This is a genomic window from Shimia biformata (assembly GCF_016888515.1).
GTDB lineage: Bacteria > Pseudomonadota > Alphaproteobacteria > Rhodobacterales > Rhodobacteraceae > Shimia_A > Shimia_A biformata.
On record NZ_JAFEJK010000001.1, the window covers coordinates 890,323 to 904,450 of the forward strand.

At 59.8% G+C, this 14,128-nt stretch carries 15 protein-coding genes; 6 read left to right on the top strand and 9 right to left on the bottom strand.

Annotated features, from left to right (window positions below):
* Positions 1 to 54 precede the first annotated feature (54 nt).
* Positions 55 to 1,698 (top strand): lysine--tRNA ligase, encoded by a 1,644-nt coding sequence (locus tag JQ863_RS04285; protein WP_204113083.1) that lies wholly within the window; start codon positions 55 to 57, stop codon positions 1,696 to 1,698.
* A 52-nt stretch (positions 1,699 to 1,750) separates the two neighbouring features.
* Positions 1,751 to 2,146, top strand: a complete 396-nt coding sequence (locus JQ863_RS04290; protein WP_204113084.1) for a DUF4864 domain-containing protein — start codon at positions 1,751 to 1,753, stop codon at positions 2,144 to 2,146.
* On the opposite strand, the gene JQ863_RS04295 is transcribed toward JQ863_RS04290, so the two are convergent.
* A complete protein-coding gene (locus tag JQ863_RS04295; RefSeq protein WP_204113085.1) occupies positions 2,143 to 2,565 on the bottom strand; it encodes a hypothetical protein in 423 nt (140 codons plus the stop codon). The two genes, JQ863_RS04290 and JQ863_RS04295, sit on opposite strands and share 4 nt — an antisense overlap.
* 197 nt (positions 2,566 to 2,762) lie before the next feature.
* On the opposite strand from JQ863_RS04295, the gene JQ863_RS04300 reads away from it, so the two are divergent.
* Positions 2,763 to 5,051: a glycosyl hydrolase family 28-related protein gene (locus tag JQ863_RS04300; RefSeq protein ID WP_204113086.1), complete on the top strand. Its 2,289-nt coding sequence runs from the start codon at positions 2,763 to 2,765 to the stop codon at positions 5,049 to 5,051.
* Between the two features lie 67 nt (positions 5,052 to 5,118).
* Here the strand turns inward: JQ863_RS04300 and JQ863_RS04305 are convergent, their stop codons facing one another.
* The 7 genes from JQ863_RS04305 to JQ863_RS04335 form a co-directional block, all read right to left on the bottom strand.
* Positions 5,119 to 5,262 carry a hypothetical protein gene (locus JQ863_RS04305; RefSeq protein WP_204113087.1) on the bottom strand — a complete coding sequence of 48 codons (144 nt, stop codon included), beginning with the start codon at positions 5,260 to 5,262 and terminating at the stop codon, positions 5,119 to 5,121.
* A 68-nt stretch (positions 5,263 to 5,330) separates the two neighbouring features.
* Positions 5,331 to 6,329 (bottom strand): type I glyceraldehyde-3-phosphate dehydrogenase, encoded by a 999-nt coding sequence (gap, locus tag JQ863_RS04310; protein ID WP_204113088.1) that lies wholly within the window; start codon positions 6,327 to 6,329, stop codon positions 5,331 to 5,333.
* Between the two features lie 131 nt (positions 6,330 to 6,460).
* The gene (locus JQ863_RS04315; protein WP_204113089.1) at positions 6,461 to 7,888 is read right to left on the bottom strand and encodes a cryptochrome/photolyase family protein; all 1,428 of its coding nucleotides are present in this window, start codon (positions 7,886 to 7,888) and stop codon (positions 6,461 to 6,463) included.
* Positions 7,885 to 8,631, bottom strand: coding sequence for an SDR family NAD(P)-dependent oxidoreductase (locus JQ863_RS04320; RefSeq protein ID WP_204113090.1), 747 nt, complete (start codon positions 8,629 to 8,631; stop codon positions 7,885 to 7,887). Before JQ863_RS04320 ends, JQ863_RS04315 begins: the two co-directional genes overlap by 4 nt.
* The gene (locus JQ863_RS04325; RefSeq protein WP_204113091.1) at positions 8,631 to 9,191 is read right to left on the bottom strand and encodes a DUF3833 domain-containing protein; all 561 of its coding nucleotides are present in this window, start codon (positions 9,189 to 9,191) and stop codon (positions 8,631 to 8,633) included. The genes JQ863_RS04320 and JQ863_RS04325 overlap by 1 nt, the downstream gene beginning before the upstream one ends.
* Before the next feature lie 17 nt (positions 9,192 to 9,208).
* Positions 9,209 to 9,991, bottom strand: a complete 783-nt coding sequence (locus JQ863_RS04330) for a DUF1365 domain-containing protein (protein ID WP_204113092.1) — start codon at positions 9,989 to 9,991, stop codon at positions 9,209 to 9,211.
* On the bottom strand, positions 9,988 to 11,283 hold the full coding sequence (locus JQ863_RS04335; RefSeq protein ID WP_204113093.1) for an NAD(P)/FAD-dependent oxidoreductase: 1,296 nt from the start codon (positions 11,281 to 11,283) through the stop codon (positions 9,988 to 9,990). The genes JQ863_RS04330 and JQ863_RS04335 overlap by 4 nt, the downstream gene beginning before the upstream one ends.
* Positions 11,284 to 11,384: 101 nt before the next feature.
* Here JQ863_RS04335 and JQ863_RS04340 point away from each other — a divergent pair, with 101 nt between their 5' ends.
* The 3 genes from JQ863_RS04340 (at position 11,385) to JQ863_RS04350 (ending at position 13,568) form a co-directional block, all read left to right on the top strand.
* The gene (locus JQ863_RS04340) at positions 11,385 to 12,230 is read left to right on the top strand and encodes a PhzF family phenazine biosynthesis protein (RefSeq protein WP_204113094.1); all 846 of its coding nucleotides are present in this window, start codon (positions 11,385 to 11,387) and stop codon (positions 12,228 to 12,230) included.
* Positions 12,231 to 12,351: 121 nt separating this feature from the next.
* Complete coding sequence (locus JQ863_RS04345) at positions 12,352 to 12,933, top strand: sigma-70 family RNA polymerase sigma factor (RefSeq protein WP_239113340.1); 582 nt, start codon at positions 12,352 to 12,354, stop codon at positions 12,931 to 12,933.
* Positions 12,930 to 13,568 (top strand): ChrR family anti-sigma-E factor, encoded by a 639-nt coding sequence (locus JQ863_RS04350; protein WP_204113096.1) that lies wholly within the window; start codon positions 12,930 to 12,932, stop codon positions 13,566 to 13,568. Before JQ863_RS04345 ends, JQ863_RS04350 begins: the two co-directional genes overlap by 4 nt.
* A 60-nt stretch (positions 13,569 to 13,628) precedes the next feature.
* Here JQ863_RS04350 and JQ863_RS04355 read toward each other — a convergent pair whose 3' ends face one another.
* Positions 13,629 to 14,009 carry a c-type cytochrome gene (locus tag JQ863_RS04355; protein WP_239113341.1) on the bottom strand — a complete coding sequence of 127 codons (381 nt, stop codon included), beginning with the start codon at positions 14,007 to 14,009 and terminating at the stop codon, positions 13,629 to 13,631.
* Positions 14,010 to 14,128 lie beyond the last annotated feature (119 nt).

Consider the following 14,128-nt stretch of genomic DNA (forward strand, 5'->3'; position numbering starts at 1 on the left):
GGTAGCGGCGGATCGTTGCCGCAGTTGGGCGGTGACGCAGAATCGGAGTCCGACATGTCTGAGATGCGCGCCGCCGCCCTCGAATCCAAAGCCTGGCCCTTTGAAGAGGCACGCCGGATCCTCAAACGTTATGAAAAGACGCCGCCCGAGAAGGGCTATGTTCTGTTTGAAACCGGCTATGGGCCGTCGGGCCTTCCGCATATCGGCACCTTTGGCGAGGTTCTCCGCACCACGATGATCCGCAACGCGTTCGAGGTGATCTCGGACATTCCAACCCGCCTGATTTGCTTTTCCGATGATCTGGACGGGATGCGCAAGGTGCCGGGCAACGTGCCGAACCAGGAGATGTTGAAAGAGCATCTGCAAAAACCGCTGACCTCGGTGCCAGACCCGTTTGGCACCCATGACAGCTTTGGCGACCACAACAACGCCATGCTGCGCCGGTTCCTGGACACGTTCGGGTTCGAATACGAATTCTATTCCGCAACCGAATTCTATCGCTCGGGCCAATTCGACGAGGTGCTTTTGCGCGCCGCCGAGCGTTATGACGACGTGATGAAAATCATGCTGAAGTCGTTGCGTGAGGAACGTCGCCAGACCTATTCGATCTTCCTGCCGATCCACCCCGAAACCGGCCGTGTTCTTTATGTGCCGATGAAGAACGTCGATGCCGCCAAGGGGGAGATCACCTTTGACGACGAGGACGGCAAAGAATGGACGCTGCCCGTGACGGGCGGCAATGTGAAGCTGCAGTGGAAGCCCGATTTCGGTGCGCGCTGGGCTGCGCTGGGCGTCGACTTTGAGATGTACGGCAAGGACCATTCGACCAACACGCCGATCTATGACGGTATCTGCCGAGTACTGGGTGCCCGTGCGCCTGAGCATTTCACCTATGAGCTGTTCCTGGACGACAAGGGTCAGAAGATCTCGAAATCCTCGGGCAACGGTATCTCGATCGACGAGTGGCTGACCTATGCCTCGACCGAGAGCCTGTCGTATTTCATGTATCAAAAGCCGAAGACCGCCAAACGGCTGTTCTTTGACGTGATCCCGAAGGCGGTGGATGAATATCACCAGCAACTGCGCGCGTACGCCGGGCAGGATGCCAAGGCAAAGCTAAACAATCCTGTTTACCACATCCACAATGGTGATGTGCCTGCGTCGGACATGGTGGTGCCCTTCTCGATGCTCCTGAACCTTGCCAGTGCGTCCAGTGCCGAGGACAAGGAAACCCTGTGGGGCTTCATCAACAAATACGCCCCAGACGCCACCGCCGAGACTCACCCCGGGATGGATGCTGCCGCGGGGCACGCGGTGCGATATTTCCAGGATTTCGTGAAACCCGCGAAAGTGTTCCGCGCGCCGACCGAGCAGGAGCGCGCGGCCTTGACCGATCTTGCCAAGGCGCTGAGCGATGGTGCTTACGCGCTTGATCTGATTGGGCGGAAAAACGCGATTGTCGGCAATGACGACCCGCTTCCCGAGGTCGATTTCGCAGATGAGGAATTCCTGCAATCCATCGTTTTCGCGGTTGGCAAAGTGCATGAATTCGAGCCGCTTCGCGACTGGTTCAAGGCGATCTACGAGGTGCTTCTGGGTGCAAGTCAGGGCCCGCGTTTCGGTGGCTTCATCGCGCTATATGGCGTCGAGGACACGATCGCGCTGATCGAAAAGGGTTTGGCCGGCGACTTGGGCTGAGATTGGACGACGACCAACCCGGCGCTAGCTTTCCTTGCAGGAGGGCTGCGCCATGCGTTGGATTTCTGTCTTTGCCTTGTCGTTCTGGGCGACATTCGCTTCGGCACAGGATGCCGAGATCAGGGGAGTGATTTCGTCCCAGATCGCGGCATTTCAAGCCGATGATGCCGCGACCGCATTCAGTTTCGCGTCCCCCGGGATACAAGGCGTCTTTGGCTCGGCGGACCGATTTGTCACCATGGTACAGCGTGGCTATCCGATGGTCTGGCGGCCGGAGGAATTGCGGTTTCTGGAGCTGCGCGAGATCGGTGGCGTGCATTGGCAGAAGGTCCTGATCCGGGATCGGGCAGGGCAATTGCATGTTCTTGATTACCAGATGATCCCGGGCGTTGCGGGCTGGAAAATCAACGCCGTTCAGATCTTGCCAACACCGGATATGGCCGCCTAGGCAAAGGTCACGACAGCTGCAACTACAATGGAAAGTGCAAGCGCATGCCCGGCGACGCCGAGCTTCATCATGCGTTGCGGATCAGGTGGGGTGCCGGTTTTGTTCGCCTTGATGGCCGCCAGGTTCAGGATCGCTGACACCGCTGTCAACGCCAGAACCAAAGCGATCTTGAGCAGGAACCATCCATTGCTCCAAAGACCAGCGCCATGCGTGGTGGCCACCAGCGCAAGGCCCGATAGCCACAGTGCAATCAGGCAAATGGTGGCGATCTGGCCAAGACGCGCCCGGAAGGGGATGACCGAAGCCGCGCCTTCGGGCATCAGCGGGGCCAGGCGTTTTCCGGCGATTACGTTTGCCAGGCTTGCTCCGACGGCAATGGAGAACGCCAAAAAATGCACAAGCTTCAACAGTAGCAACATATAAGCTTCCTTTCCCTTCTGGATGCGGAAGCTAAGCCTATTGTTTACAGCGCGTAAAGGTTTTCCCGCCTCCGTCACGGTGCCGAAAACTGCGCTTAAACCATTTCGACTATCCCCAATGCCCGAAGGCCGCCCGCACCTCGCAGGCGTCCACGAGGCAATCAAGGCAACCCGCCTGCGCGGGTGAAAGGGGTTCAATGAACAAGGCGATTACCGATGGCGTGCTGCTGATGCCGCCGCAATTTGCTCAGGGTCTGGATGTCTGGTCCAGCGGCAACGGCACACCGGGGGCGGACACGTATGACGGCGATCCCAACGCAGCCTTTGTCCCGGCGGATCAGGACTTTGGCGGCTGCATCGAAATCCTGAAAACCAACGCGACCCAGAAACTGCGTTACATGGGCGAAACGCCGTTGCTTGCGGGGTGTTATCTGCGTGTTACGGCGCGGGTCAAGGCGGTCAGTGGCAACCTGCCAAACGTACGGGTTGCAGCCTGGGCCGGTGCGTCTGGCGGCACCCATGTCGATGGCGTGACCGAGGTCGGCCCGTCCGTGCCGCTGACCACATATGGCGAGGTCGTCGAGGTTTCGGCCATCATTGGCGCGGGAAACCGCGCCGGCGTCGATATGGTCTGGGGCGCGGATGCGCTTTATGGACATTTCGGTATCGACCTGACCGGCGCCAGCGGTGGCGTGGTTAGGATCGACGATATCGTGATCGAGGACATCACCCATGTTTTTCATCGCACCATGATGAACTGGGTCGATGTGCGCGATTTTGGTGCCGTTGGCGATGGTGTGACCGATGACGCCGCAGCCTTTGAAGCTGCAGATGCAGCGGCGGCTGGCCGCAGGGTTCTGATCTCGGAAGGAACCTATTTCCTGGGAACCAGTGTCACGTTTGACAACCATGTCGAGTTCGAAGGCACTGTCACCATGGCCAGCGATGACTATCTGACACTGACCAAGGACTTTCACCTGTCGCCCTATATTGATGCCTTCGGAAGCGAGGAGGAAGGCTTCAAGCGGGCGTTCCAGGCGCTGCTCAACAATGCAGACCACGAAAGCCTGGATCTGGGTGGGCGCCGGATCAGTATTTCACAGCCGATAGATATGGCTGCGGCTGTTGGCAACAAGGACGAGTTTGCGCAACGGCGCGTCATTCGCAATGGCCAGCTGTATGTCACCGGAACCAGTGTCTGGGATCCGGAAGTGGTGACGTCTCAGGCCACCTATTCCGCTTCGGCGTCACGCACCCTGACAAATGTGGTCAACGTGGCCAATATCCCGGTTGGCTCACTTGTCACCGGAAACGGTGTCGGGCGCGAAGTCTATGTGAAATCCAAGAACCTGGCGACCCAGGAGATCACGCTCTCGCAGCCGCTTTTCGACGGGGAGGGCACCCAGAACTTTACCTTTACCCGGTTCAAGTACCTGCTGGATTTCAGCAACTTCAAGAAACTGGCCTCGTTCTCGCTGGCAGATATCGAGTTTCAGTGCAACAGCAAGGCAAGCGGTATCATGTTGGCGCCGAACGGGTTGATCTTTCACCTCAAGGATTGCTGGATCACTCGCCCGCGCGACCGCGGGGTGACCTCAATCGGGGATGGGTGTCAGGGGATGCTGATCGACCGCTGCAACTTTGCCACGCCTGAGGGCGATACTCCGGCGCAGGATCGGACAACCGTGGCCATCAACACCAATGCCAATGACGTCAAGATCCGCAACAACCGTGCCAGCCAGTTCCGGCACTTTGTCGTGATCGGAGGCGCCAATTCGATCATCACCGGCAACCACTTCTTCCAAGGTGATGCGGTTTCGGCCGGATTGCGCACGGCGGGGATCGTTCTGACACAGACGCATTGCTCGACCCTGATCGACGGGAATTATTGTGACAATGCGTTCATCGAATGGACCAATGAATACGATCCCAGCCCGAATTTTACTGGAGGCTATTCCTTCAGCGCACTGTCGATTACGGACAACGTGTTCCTGTCGGGGGATGTTGCGCCCTGGTTCAGCTATATCGTGGTCAAACCGCATGGCGCGGGTCATTTCCTGGCGGGTTTGACCGTGACCGGGAACAAGTTTCGGTCGATCAACGGGCCGATCGACAGGGTTGAGCGGATTGACACCAGTTTTGCCGATCTCGACATGAGCAAAGGCAAGCTGGTGCTGTTCGAAGGCAATACCTATAACGCGGTCGAAACCCCTGCCTTCAACCCGCTTGTCATCACCCATTCCGAGAATTCGGCCTCGGCGACATGGGACATCGATACCGAGGGCAAACTGCCATTCGGCGGGCGCGCGCGCGGGGTGGATTCGCTGATTATGCTGGGCAAGATCAAGAACCAGAACAACGTCGGTATCTACTCGGCGCCCTATGTGTCACTGGAACAGGGGGCAAACGGGGATCATGTGCATGTTTCCTGGGAGACTCCGGTGCATGGCGATGTCGTGGTGACCGTAAGGATGGATTCCGTCTGATCCGTCGCAGCAAAAAAGGCCGCCTGTCAGGGCGGCCTGTTTCCCCTGTTCGGCTAGCCGGTTGGCACTAGCGCCAGAAGGCCAGCCACTCGACAAGGTCGAAGAACTTACGAGCAAGCAGAAGTGTCGCCTGGCCATCATATATCACCAGATCCACCCCAAGCCCGACAAAAATCAGCAGGGCGAGAAAGACGGCAATAGGATTGGTCATGGGGCACGCTTTCGGCTGCTCGGGCTTGGATCAGGTATGCCCGAGCAGTCCGGCGCGATCAAGTCGGCTCAGGTGCGGCCCATCTTGGCAGCGACGTCGGCCATGCGTGCCGAGAAGCCCCATTCGTTGTCATACCACGCCAGAACGCGGACCGTGCGGCCGCCGACAACCTTGGTCTGGTCGGGCGCATAGATTGAGCTTTCCGTGGTGTGGTTGAAGTCGATCGAGACCTTGGGCGCAGCGTCATAGCCCAGAACGCCCTTCATGGCGCCCTCGGCGGCTTCGCGCACCACTTCGTTCACATCATCGACGGTGACATCTTTTGAGGCGACAAAGGTCAGGTCCACAGCCGAGACATTCGGAGTGGGGACGCGCATTGCGGTGCCGTCCAGCTTGCCTTTCAGGGCGGGCAGAACCTCACCCAGCGCTTTGGCCGCACCGGTCGAGGTCGGGATCATCGCCATCGCCGCGGCGCGGGCGCGATAGAGGTCGTTGTGACGACGGTCCAGCGTCGGCTGGTCGCCGGTGTAGCTGTGGATCGTGGTCATCAGGCCATTTTCGATGCCGATTGCCTCGTGCAGGACCTTGGCCAGTGGTGCCAGACAGTTGGTGGTGCAGCTGCCGTTCGAGATCATGTTGTCATTGGCTTCCAGAAGCGCATCGTTCACGCCAAAGACGATGGTCTTCTGGACATTTTTTGCCGGTGCCGAGATCAGCACCTTCTTGGCTCCACGCTCAAGGTGCTTGGCCGCTTTCAGCCCATCGTTGAAGTTGCCGGTGCATTCCAGCACGACATCGACGCCGGACCAGTCGAGTTCGTCCATGTCATAGGTCGACATCATCCGCATCGGGCCTTGTCCGACATCCATGGTGCCGTTCTGGACAATCACTTCGTTGGGGAAACGGCCATGGATCGAGTCGTAACGGATCAGGTGCGCGGCGGTCTCAAGCGGGCCGGTGGCGTTCACCTTGACCACTTTGACATCGTCGCGGGCGGCTTCGGCGATATGCATCAGGGTGCAGCGGCCGATACGTCCAAATCCGTTGATACCTACGGTGACTGTCATGACGTTTCCTCTGATTTTCGAATGGCGCGATTGACGCCCCATATAGGGTAGAGGGGCCTTTGGCGAAAGGGATGTTTGCCCGGATTTCCAAAGTGTTAGCGTTAAACGTGGCAAGGTCGCATGTGATAGCGCTAACCGTTATCGCCAGCATGCCGCGATGCGGCATCGCGCGCCTGCGCATAGGCGTCCAAGGCGCGTATCCGACTGGCTTTCAGGTCCACGATCGGGTGTGGATAGCATTCACCCAACCTGATTCCCGCAGCCGACAGAATGCTGTCGGGCGCCTCCCATGGGTTGAAAAGATACTTGTCGGGCAGGGCTGCGATCTCGGGGACGAAATGCCGGGTATAGTCACCATTGGGGTCGAATTTCTGGCCTTGGGTCACCGGGTTGAAAATGCGGAAATAGGGGGCTGCATCGGCGCCGCTGCCCGCGATCCACTGCCAGCTGGCCGCATTGTTGGCAAGGTCTGCGTCAAACAGGGTGTCCCAAAACCAGCGCTGGCCGTGGCGCCAGTCGATCAGCAGGTTTTTCACAAGGAACGATCCGACGATCATGCGGACGCGGTTGTGCATGTATCCCGTCTGCCAAAGCTCCCGCATTCCGGCATCGACGATGGGGATGCCGGTTTGCCCGCGTTGCCACAGTCTCAGTGACTGTGGGTCGTCGCGCCATGGAAAATGGTCAAATGTCTTTAGCAGGTTTTCCGACGGAAGGTCGGGATTGTGAAAGAGTAGCGAATGAGAGAACTCGCGCCAGCCCAGCTCTGACAGGAAGTGATCCAGGTCGCGTCCCTCGATCCGCAGACGGGCGGCGTGCCAGACCTGGTTTGGTGAGATCTCGCCGAAATGCAGGTGCGGCGACAGGCGTGACACGTTTTTCTGTGCAGGAAAATTGCGCCCTTCCTTGTACCCAGCCAGACCGTCTTCGAGGAACCTGTCCAGCCGGTCGCGCGCGCCTGCTTCCCCGGGCTGCCAGTCCCCGGTCACATCTGCGGCCCAGGATTGACCGGGGAGAAGGTCAAGGCGGTTGGGGTCGGTCCCGATTGGCACGAGGTCAAGCAATGGGGCGGCGAGCGGCGCACGAGGTTCACCCGCCGCGCGGCAGCCCTTTCGGAAAAACGGGCTGAAGACGCGATAGGGGGAGCCGTCGGGCTTTTTCACATCGAACGGTTCCCACAAAAGTGCCCCGTTGTGGCTTTCGACCCTCAGACCCTTCGTTTTCAAATCAGCCTTGAGCGCGGCGTCACGAGCCATTCGCCAAGGTTCATATGCACGGGTCCAGAAAACCGCTGTCGCGTTGTTGTCCCGCGCAATCTGGGGGATCAGGATTTCTGGATCACCTCGAAACAGCCTCAGGTTCCCGCTGAGACTTTCGTTCAACCGGCAGAGCGAATGGTGCAGCCAGACCCGCGAGGCGGCCCCCATCGCCCAGTCCCCGGCGTTCTGATCGTCCAGAATGTACACTGGAAGCACAGACCCGGCCCGCGCAGCGGCGCAAAGCGCGGGATTGTCGGCCAAGCGCAAATCCTGCCGGAACCAGTGAATTACAGTGGTCATGCCCTTGCTCCGAACAGCAACAAGTAGACCCAGTTGGGCAAAAGCGGCGCCACCCGGAACAGCCAGGAAAACGGGCGCGGGAAAGAGGTTGCGAAACGGCGCGAGGTCATGGCCGTCACAACATGCCGTGCGGCTGTGTCCGGGTCCATCAGCATTGGCATGCGAAAGTTGTTTTTCCGGGTCAACCGCGTGTCGATGAACCCGGGATTAACGATGCGTGTCCTGACGCCCGTGTGCCGCAGGTCAACTGCAAGGTTCTCTCCCAGATGCATGAGTGCCCCCTTTGACGCGCTGTAGCCTATCGCTCCGGGCAGCCCCCTGAACCCGGCCAGTGAACCGATCAGCGTGATCTCACCACGGTCGCGGGTCAGGAATGCAGGCACGACATGACCAAGCACGCGCAACGCACCCGAGAAATTTACGTCAACCATTGACAGGGCGGCCCCCGTATCCCAGTCCGACGATGCCATCGGCGCATAGGCTCCGGCGCAATAGACGATGTGGTCGATCTCGGCAGCCATGTCGAGCGCATCAGTTTCCCACGCTTTCGCAACACTGGCCGCGTCAGTGATATCCATTGGAAGCGAAACGGCGCGGTTCAACTCTGCGGCCAACAAGTCCAGCTTCCGGCGGTTGCGCGCGGACAGGATCAGTCGCGCGCCCTGTTGGTCCAAGGCCCGCGCCAGCGCTTCGCCAAGCCCCTCGCTGGCGCCGACGATCCAGATTGTCTGACCCTTGAACATTACGCGGCGGCAGACATGTCCGCTGGCCGCATCGTGGCGACAAGCTCGGCCACTTTTATGCCGAACTTGCGCATCTCGGACCGGTTCACCATCACGCCGTTAGATGTCAGATACAGCCAATCGGTGACATCCAGCACATAACCCCCGGCGTTTTGCGGTAGCCGAATGCGATAAGTCATACGAATGGTCGCGCCAGAAACGACGCCCTCGGCGGTGCCGATAATGTCGGGCGCGGTTGCGGTGAAATTGCCGTTCTGACCCGGATACAGCGTCCATTCGCGGCTTTGCGTGGTGCCGCTGTCATATGTGAAACCCTCGGTCAGGGTACCAGTGGTGTTGGTCCAGCGGCCATCCATCCGTGCCACGAAGCGGCTGGTGACGCGTCCTGTAGGGCCAAAGATCGCGCCTTCGCAGTCAATGGGACCGTTCAGGTGCTGTCGCAGGTCGATATGGGGCAAGGTTTCGGCATAATCTTCGGGTGATTGCGCACGAAAACCAAAACGGCGGCGCAACAGGAAAAATGCGGCGATCAGGGCAAGGAGGATCAGGAACTCGGTCATCGTCTCAACTCGTCAGTCTATTCGGCCGGAACAGGTGGGGTCGGGGCCGAAATCTCGGCGGAGGGCGGTTCCGGGCGGGTGTGAAATGGCGCGCGCCGGACCCATAGCTTCAGCGCCTGCCAGTGAATCAGGCCAAGGATGCGCGCGGCTCCGAATGGGCGGCGCAGTGCGGCCCAAACCAGTGATCCTGCAGTTGCGGCGCGACGTGCGCCATTCAGCGTGGCCAGAACACCCTCATCCCCGTTTCGAAGGTCAATGCGGATGGCAATCCGGTCGGCGGTAATGCGGAAATTGAACGTGTAGCGCCCCCGCGTTTCCTGAAATGGAGAGACATGGAACAATTTGCGCGCGGTGATCCGGTCTGCGGGGTGGATAGGAGCAAAGCCAGGTTTGGCACAGAGGTAGTTGTGCCGATCACCAAAGGTGTTATTGACCTCGGCGATAGCGGCAATCAGGTCATCGCCACGAAAAGCAAGCCAGAAGCTGACCGGATTGAACTGCATTCCCAACAGACTTGGCTGTGTAAGAAGACGCAATTCCACCCGGTCGGCATCCGGCAAGCCGGCCTCGCACAGTTGCCGGCGTGCCCAAGGCGCCCCGACACCCTTGCCGCGCTCACCGCCATGGTGGTGATCGTGGACCGACCAGAGATTGAACCGATTGCGAGACAACAACGGCGCACCGCGCGGAGTATCCGGGTCGATCAGGACAAAATCGACGCCATAAGCAAAGGCGTTGGCGATCCTTCCCCGCCTCCCATGCCAGGTGCGCGCCGCAACATGTTCGGGCGAGAAACTCATGCCGCAACCTCGACCCGGGTTTGGCGATCAATGGCCTCGGCGACGTTTACGGCACTGTGGAACCCATCTTCGTGGAACCCGTGGCGCAGGTAGGCGCCCGCAAACCACGTGCTATTGTGCCCCTGAATGTCGCCGATCATGGACTGACCGCGCAATGCGTCATGGTCAAAGACCGGGTGTCGGAATGTGGTTGCGTCATAGATCAGGTGGTCGGGTACGGGGTCGCACGGATTAAGCGACACGAACAGGGGGTCGTTTTCGTCGATATTCTGAAGCCGGTTCATCCAGTAGGTCACGCCAATCCCCATGTTCGGCTTGGCATGATCTGCCTTATAGACCCAGGACTGCCATGCCGCCCGTTTCCGGGGCATCTGTGCAGGGTCACAATGCAGAACGGCGAAGTTGTCCTGATACCGGATCATCCCAAGCGCCTGCCGCTCCGCCGGTGTCGGGTTGGCCAGAAGGCGCAGCGCATCATCCGAGTGGCAGGCCATGATCACGTCATCGGCCTGGATCGGGTCTTCTCCTTTAATGCGGATGGTGACACCTCGGGGACCACGTTCAACCGCCTGAACCGGAGTCGCGGTGCGAATGTGGACGCCCCGCGATCGCAGATGCCGCTCAAGCCGCCAGACATATTCGTGACTACCACCGGCAACGGTGTGCCACTGGTGTTGGCCGCCATATTGCAACAGGTTGTGATTGCGGAAAAAACTGACCAGCGTTTGCGCCGGGAAGTCCAGGATCTGTTCCGGTGACGTCGACCAGATCGCACCGGTAATAGGAAGCAGGTAATAGCGGCGAAACCAGTCGCCCACCTTCAAGCCTTCCATCAGGTCGCCAATCGTCATGTCGGGAGTGGTCGCCGCAGTCTCGGCGCGGCGAATGAATTTCAGGATGTCCGCCACCATGCGCAGAAACTGCGGTTTCAACAGGTTGCTGCGGTTGGCCAGCAGCGCGTCCAGGCTTTGAAGCCCGTATTCGATGCGACCGCCATCGATGGTTGCGCCGAAGCTCATCTCGCTTTTGGCGGTAGGGACATTCAATGCGTCGAACATCGCGGTCAGATGCGGGTAGTTGATGTGGTTGAACACGATGAACCCGGTATCGACCGGTTGGTTCCCGTTCCGGCCCGCAACAACGGTGCGCGCATGCCCGCCAAGCCGGGGCGCCGCTTCGACCAGTGTGACACGGTGGACTGGCGCCAGAAGATATGCGGCGGCAAGGCCAGAGATGCCTCCTCCGACGATGGCGATGTGGCGCGGGGTGATTGGGCTGGCGTCAAACGACATGTCTGGTCCTTTAGTTGCGATTTGACGGGATACGGCGCGCGGGCGAGAGTGGATCAGTTTTACGTCGCATAGATTTCAAAAGCGCGGTCAGGGGATTTCCGATGGTTCGACACAGACATTTCATGCAGGTCGACGTGTTCTCGTCGCAGCTGTGCCAGGGCAACGGGCTGGCGGTCGTGCTGGATGCCGTTGGCTTGTCCGATGTCCAGATGCAGCGTTTCGCAGCCTGGACCAACCTGGCCGAGACAGCATTTATCTTTCCGCCCGAGGACCCGGGCGCCGACTATAAGCTGCGTATTTTCACACCGGGGCGCGAGATGGTGTTTGCCGGGCATCCAACGCTGGGCAGTTGCATGGCATGGCTGGCGGCGGGCGGGCGTCCGCGACAAGAGGGCCGCGTGGTACAGGAATGTGGCATCGGACTGGTCGAGATTGACGTCAGCGGCGGCTATCCCTTTTTCGCTGCGCCGGACACAAAAATCGCGCCACTGGACCGCGCGGCGACAAGCCGGCTGATCAGCGATCTGAAATTGGCCCCCGAAAGGGTCGTGACAGCAGTCAGTCTTGACAATGGGCCGGACTGGAAGATCCTTGAACTCGTGGATGCCGAGGCGGTGATGGCCGTGGACTCGTCGCTTGTGAACTGGCCCGATTGGGTTGCCGTGGGCTTGATCGGCAGGCATCCCGAGGGGAACGGTTTTGATTACGAGGTCCGCAATATCGCACCATCATCGGGTATGAGTGAAGACCCGATCACCGGGTCCCTTGTTGCGGCGCTGGCACAATGGTTGAGAGCCGAGGGTCGATTGACACGTGATCTCCGGTTCCGTCAGGGCACCGTGATCGACCGGGCGGGCGAAGTCTTTGTGATCCCGTCACGGACCAGCAATGCCCCTTGGATTGGCGGCCATGTCACATTTATTATCGACGGCACCGTGACCATCTGATTTTTTTCTCAGAAAGAGTGATCCGCTTGCGGTGTCCCCCCGTAATGACGTTATGTTGACCATGACGGAAACGATCGAACGAAAGGACCGGCGCATTCTTGCGGCCGGCCCGAGGCGTCGGATGAAGGGGCAACGGGTGAGCGAGCCAAGCGAAGTGACCGAGGAAACGCGCCTGATGCTGGCTGTGCGCGATCAGCGGGACAAGGATGCCTTCGCGCGCCTTTTTGACCTGTTCGCGCCGCGCCTGAAAGCGATGATTATGAAGGGCGGCACACCCGCAGCCCAAGCTGAGGATATCGTGCAGGACGCCATGCTGTCGGTCTGGCGAAAGGCGGCTCAGTTCGATCCGCATCGCGCGCAGGCTTCAGGCTGGATCTATCGCATCGCCCGCAACCGAATGATCGACATCGCCCGGCGCGAGGCGCGCCCGGTGCCACAGGAATTGCAGACCGAGGCGACCGCGCCAGAGGAGGACCCCGGGCAAATTCTGGGGCTCAGTCAGGAAACGGATTTGCTTCGGCAGGCCCTTGCCGCGTTGCCGCAGAAGCAGCGGGAAATGATAGAGCGCGCCTATCTGGGTGAGCTGACCCACCAGGAGATAACCGAGGAAACCGGTCTTCCGCTTGGGACGATCAAGTCAAGGATACGCCTTGGACTAGAGCGGTTGAGACATGAATTGAAAGATCTGAGACCAACACCATGATGACACCTTCGCATCATATCCCCGAGCCGATGATGGCGGCCTACGTGTCGGGTAACCTGCCGTATCCCTATGCCATGGTCCTGGCCACGCATGTTTCGATGTGTGACGAGTGCCGCGCCCGCTACGAGGCCCATATGACCCTTGGCGGCGCTGTGCTTGAGACAATCGAGGCGCAGCCGGTGTCGGCTGGCCTGAAGTCCAGCATTCTGGCCATGTTGGACGACCCTACGCCGCCAGAGCCGCCCGCGCCGACGCAGCAGGGCATCTATCCTGCGCCACTGTCGCAGCTTCTGGGGCCGGAGGGCCCGCGCTGGCGCAAGGTTGGCATGGGGAATCGCCAGTCGATCCTGTCGAACGATGAGGAAGGCAGCTTGCGCCTGCTCTACATTCCTGCTGGACAGGCGGTGCCTGAACACAGTCACAACGGCATCGAACTGACGCTGGTGTTGCAGGGGAGTTTCTCGGATGAGGGCGGCACATTCGGGGTTGGTGATCTCGAAGTCGCTGACGAAAGCGACCTGCATATCCCGACGGCTGGGCCGGAAGCGCCGTGCATCTGCCTTGCCGCCACGGACGCGCCGCTGAAATTCTCGTCGATGATCCCGCGTCTGATGCAGCCGATCCTCAAGATCTGAATTACGCGACTTGTGGACCTGAGCAGCGCCCCCGGTACGTTCACCTGTGCCGGGGCTTTTTCATCTTTCGTCTTTCGTGCGCTGCGCTTGGAGCGCACGTTCCCGCTCTGGCCAGGTCGACTTGATGTAATCGAGGATTGCGTTGATCTCGTCATCAGACAGGGTTTCACGAAACCCCGGCATGCCGCTGTTCATGGAAATGCCGCGCGCTTCCATCAGGGCCTGCCCGCCGAATTTCGTGTAAAGAAAAAGCATCTTGTCGCCATGGTGCCAGGTGTGGCCGGTCTTGTCATGCGGTGGTGCCGGCAGCACGCCGTTCTCATCCGGCGAGCGCCAGTCCGGTTGCCCTTCCAGGTTTTCGCCGTGGCATGACGCGCAGTTTTCGGCATAAAGCGCCTCTCCGTCCGGTGCCGCGAGCCCCGGCCCGGAAAGTGCGGTCATTGCGGTGGCAAAGACGATTGTCCTGATCATTCGAAACGGTCCCTTTGGGTCTGGTTTCCAACGACCTAGCAAGTTCCGGCGCTGGAAGGTCAACTCGTGGTTCCGTCACATCCGCGTGA

What these genes read in the sequence shown, in the direction of transcription:
- JQ863_RS04335 (WP_204113093.1), bottom strand. Translation starts at nt 11,283, where the DNA reads ATGTCGTTTGACGCCAGCCCAATCACCCCGCGCCACATCGCCATCGTC.
- JQ863_RS04325 (WP_204113091.1), bottom strand. Translation starts at nt 9,191, where the DNA reads ATGACCGAGTTCCTGATCCTCCTTGCCCTGATCGCCGCATTTTTCCTG.
- JQ863_RS04305 (WP_204113087.1), bottom strand. Translation starts at nt 5,262, where the DNA reads ATGACCAATCCTATTGCCGTCTTTCTCGCCCTGCTGATTTTTGTCGGG.
- JQ863_RS04295 (WP_204113085.1), bottom strand. Translation starts at nt 2,565, where the DNA reads ATGTTGCTACTGTTGAAGCTTGTGCATTTTTTGGCGTTCTCCATTGCC.
- gap (WP_204113088.1), bottom strand. Translation starts at nt 6,329, where the DNA reads ATGACAGTCACCGTAGGTATCAACGGATTTGGACGTATCGGCCGCTGC.
- JQ863_RS04290 (WP_204113084.1), top strand. Translation starts at nt 1,751, where the DNA reads ATGCGTTGGATTTCTGTCTTTGCCTTGTCGTTCTGGGCGACATTCGCT.
- JQ863_RS04285 (WP_204113083.1), top strand. Translation starts at nt 55, where the DNA reads ATGTCTGAGATGCGCGCCGCCGCCCTCGAATCCAAAGCCTGGCCCTTT.
- JQ863_RS04340 (WP_204113094.1), top strand. Translation starts at nt 11,385, where the DNA reads ATGGTTCGACACAGACATTTCATGCAGGTCGACGTGTTCTCGTCGCAG.
- JQ863_RS04355 (WP_239113341.1), bottom strand. Translation starts at nt 14,009, where the DNA reads ATGACCGCACTTTCCGGGCCGGGGCTCGCGGCACCGGACGGAGAGGCG.
- JQ863_RS04345 (WP_239113340.1), top strand. Translation starts at nt 12,352, where the DNA reads ATGAAGGGGCAACGGGTGAGCGAGCCAAGCGAAGTGACCGAGGAAACG.
- JQ863_RS04300 (WP_204113086.1), top strand. Translation starts at nt 2,763, where the DNA reads ATGAACAAGGCGATTACCGATGGCGTGCTGCTGATGCCGCCGCAATTT.
- JQ863_RS04315 (WP_204113089.1), bottom strand. Translation starts at nt 7,888, where the DNA reads ATGACCACTGTAATTCACTGGTTCCGGCAGGATTTGCGCTTGGCCGAC.
- JQ863_RS04320 (WP_204113090.1), bottom strand. Translation starts at nt 8,631, where the DNA reads ATGTTCAAGGGTCAGACAATCTGGATCGTCGGCGCCAGCGAGGGGCTT.
- JQ863_RS04330 (WP_204113092.1), bottom strand. Translation starts at nt 9,991, where the DNA reads ATGAGTTTCTCGCCCGAACATGTTGCGGCGCGCACCTGGCATGGGAGG.
- JQ863_RS04350 (WP_204113096.1), top strand. Translation starts at nt 12,930, where the DNA reads ATGATGACACCTTCGCATCATATCCCCGAGCCGATGATGGCGGCCTAC.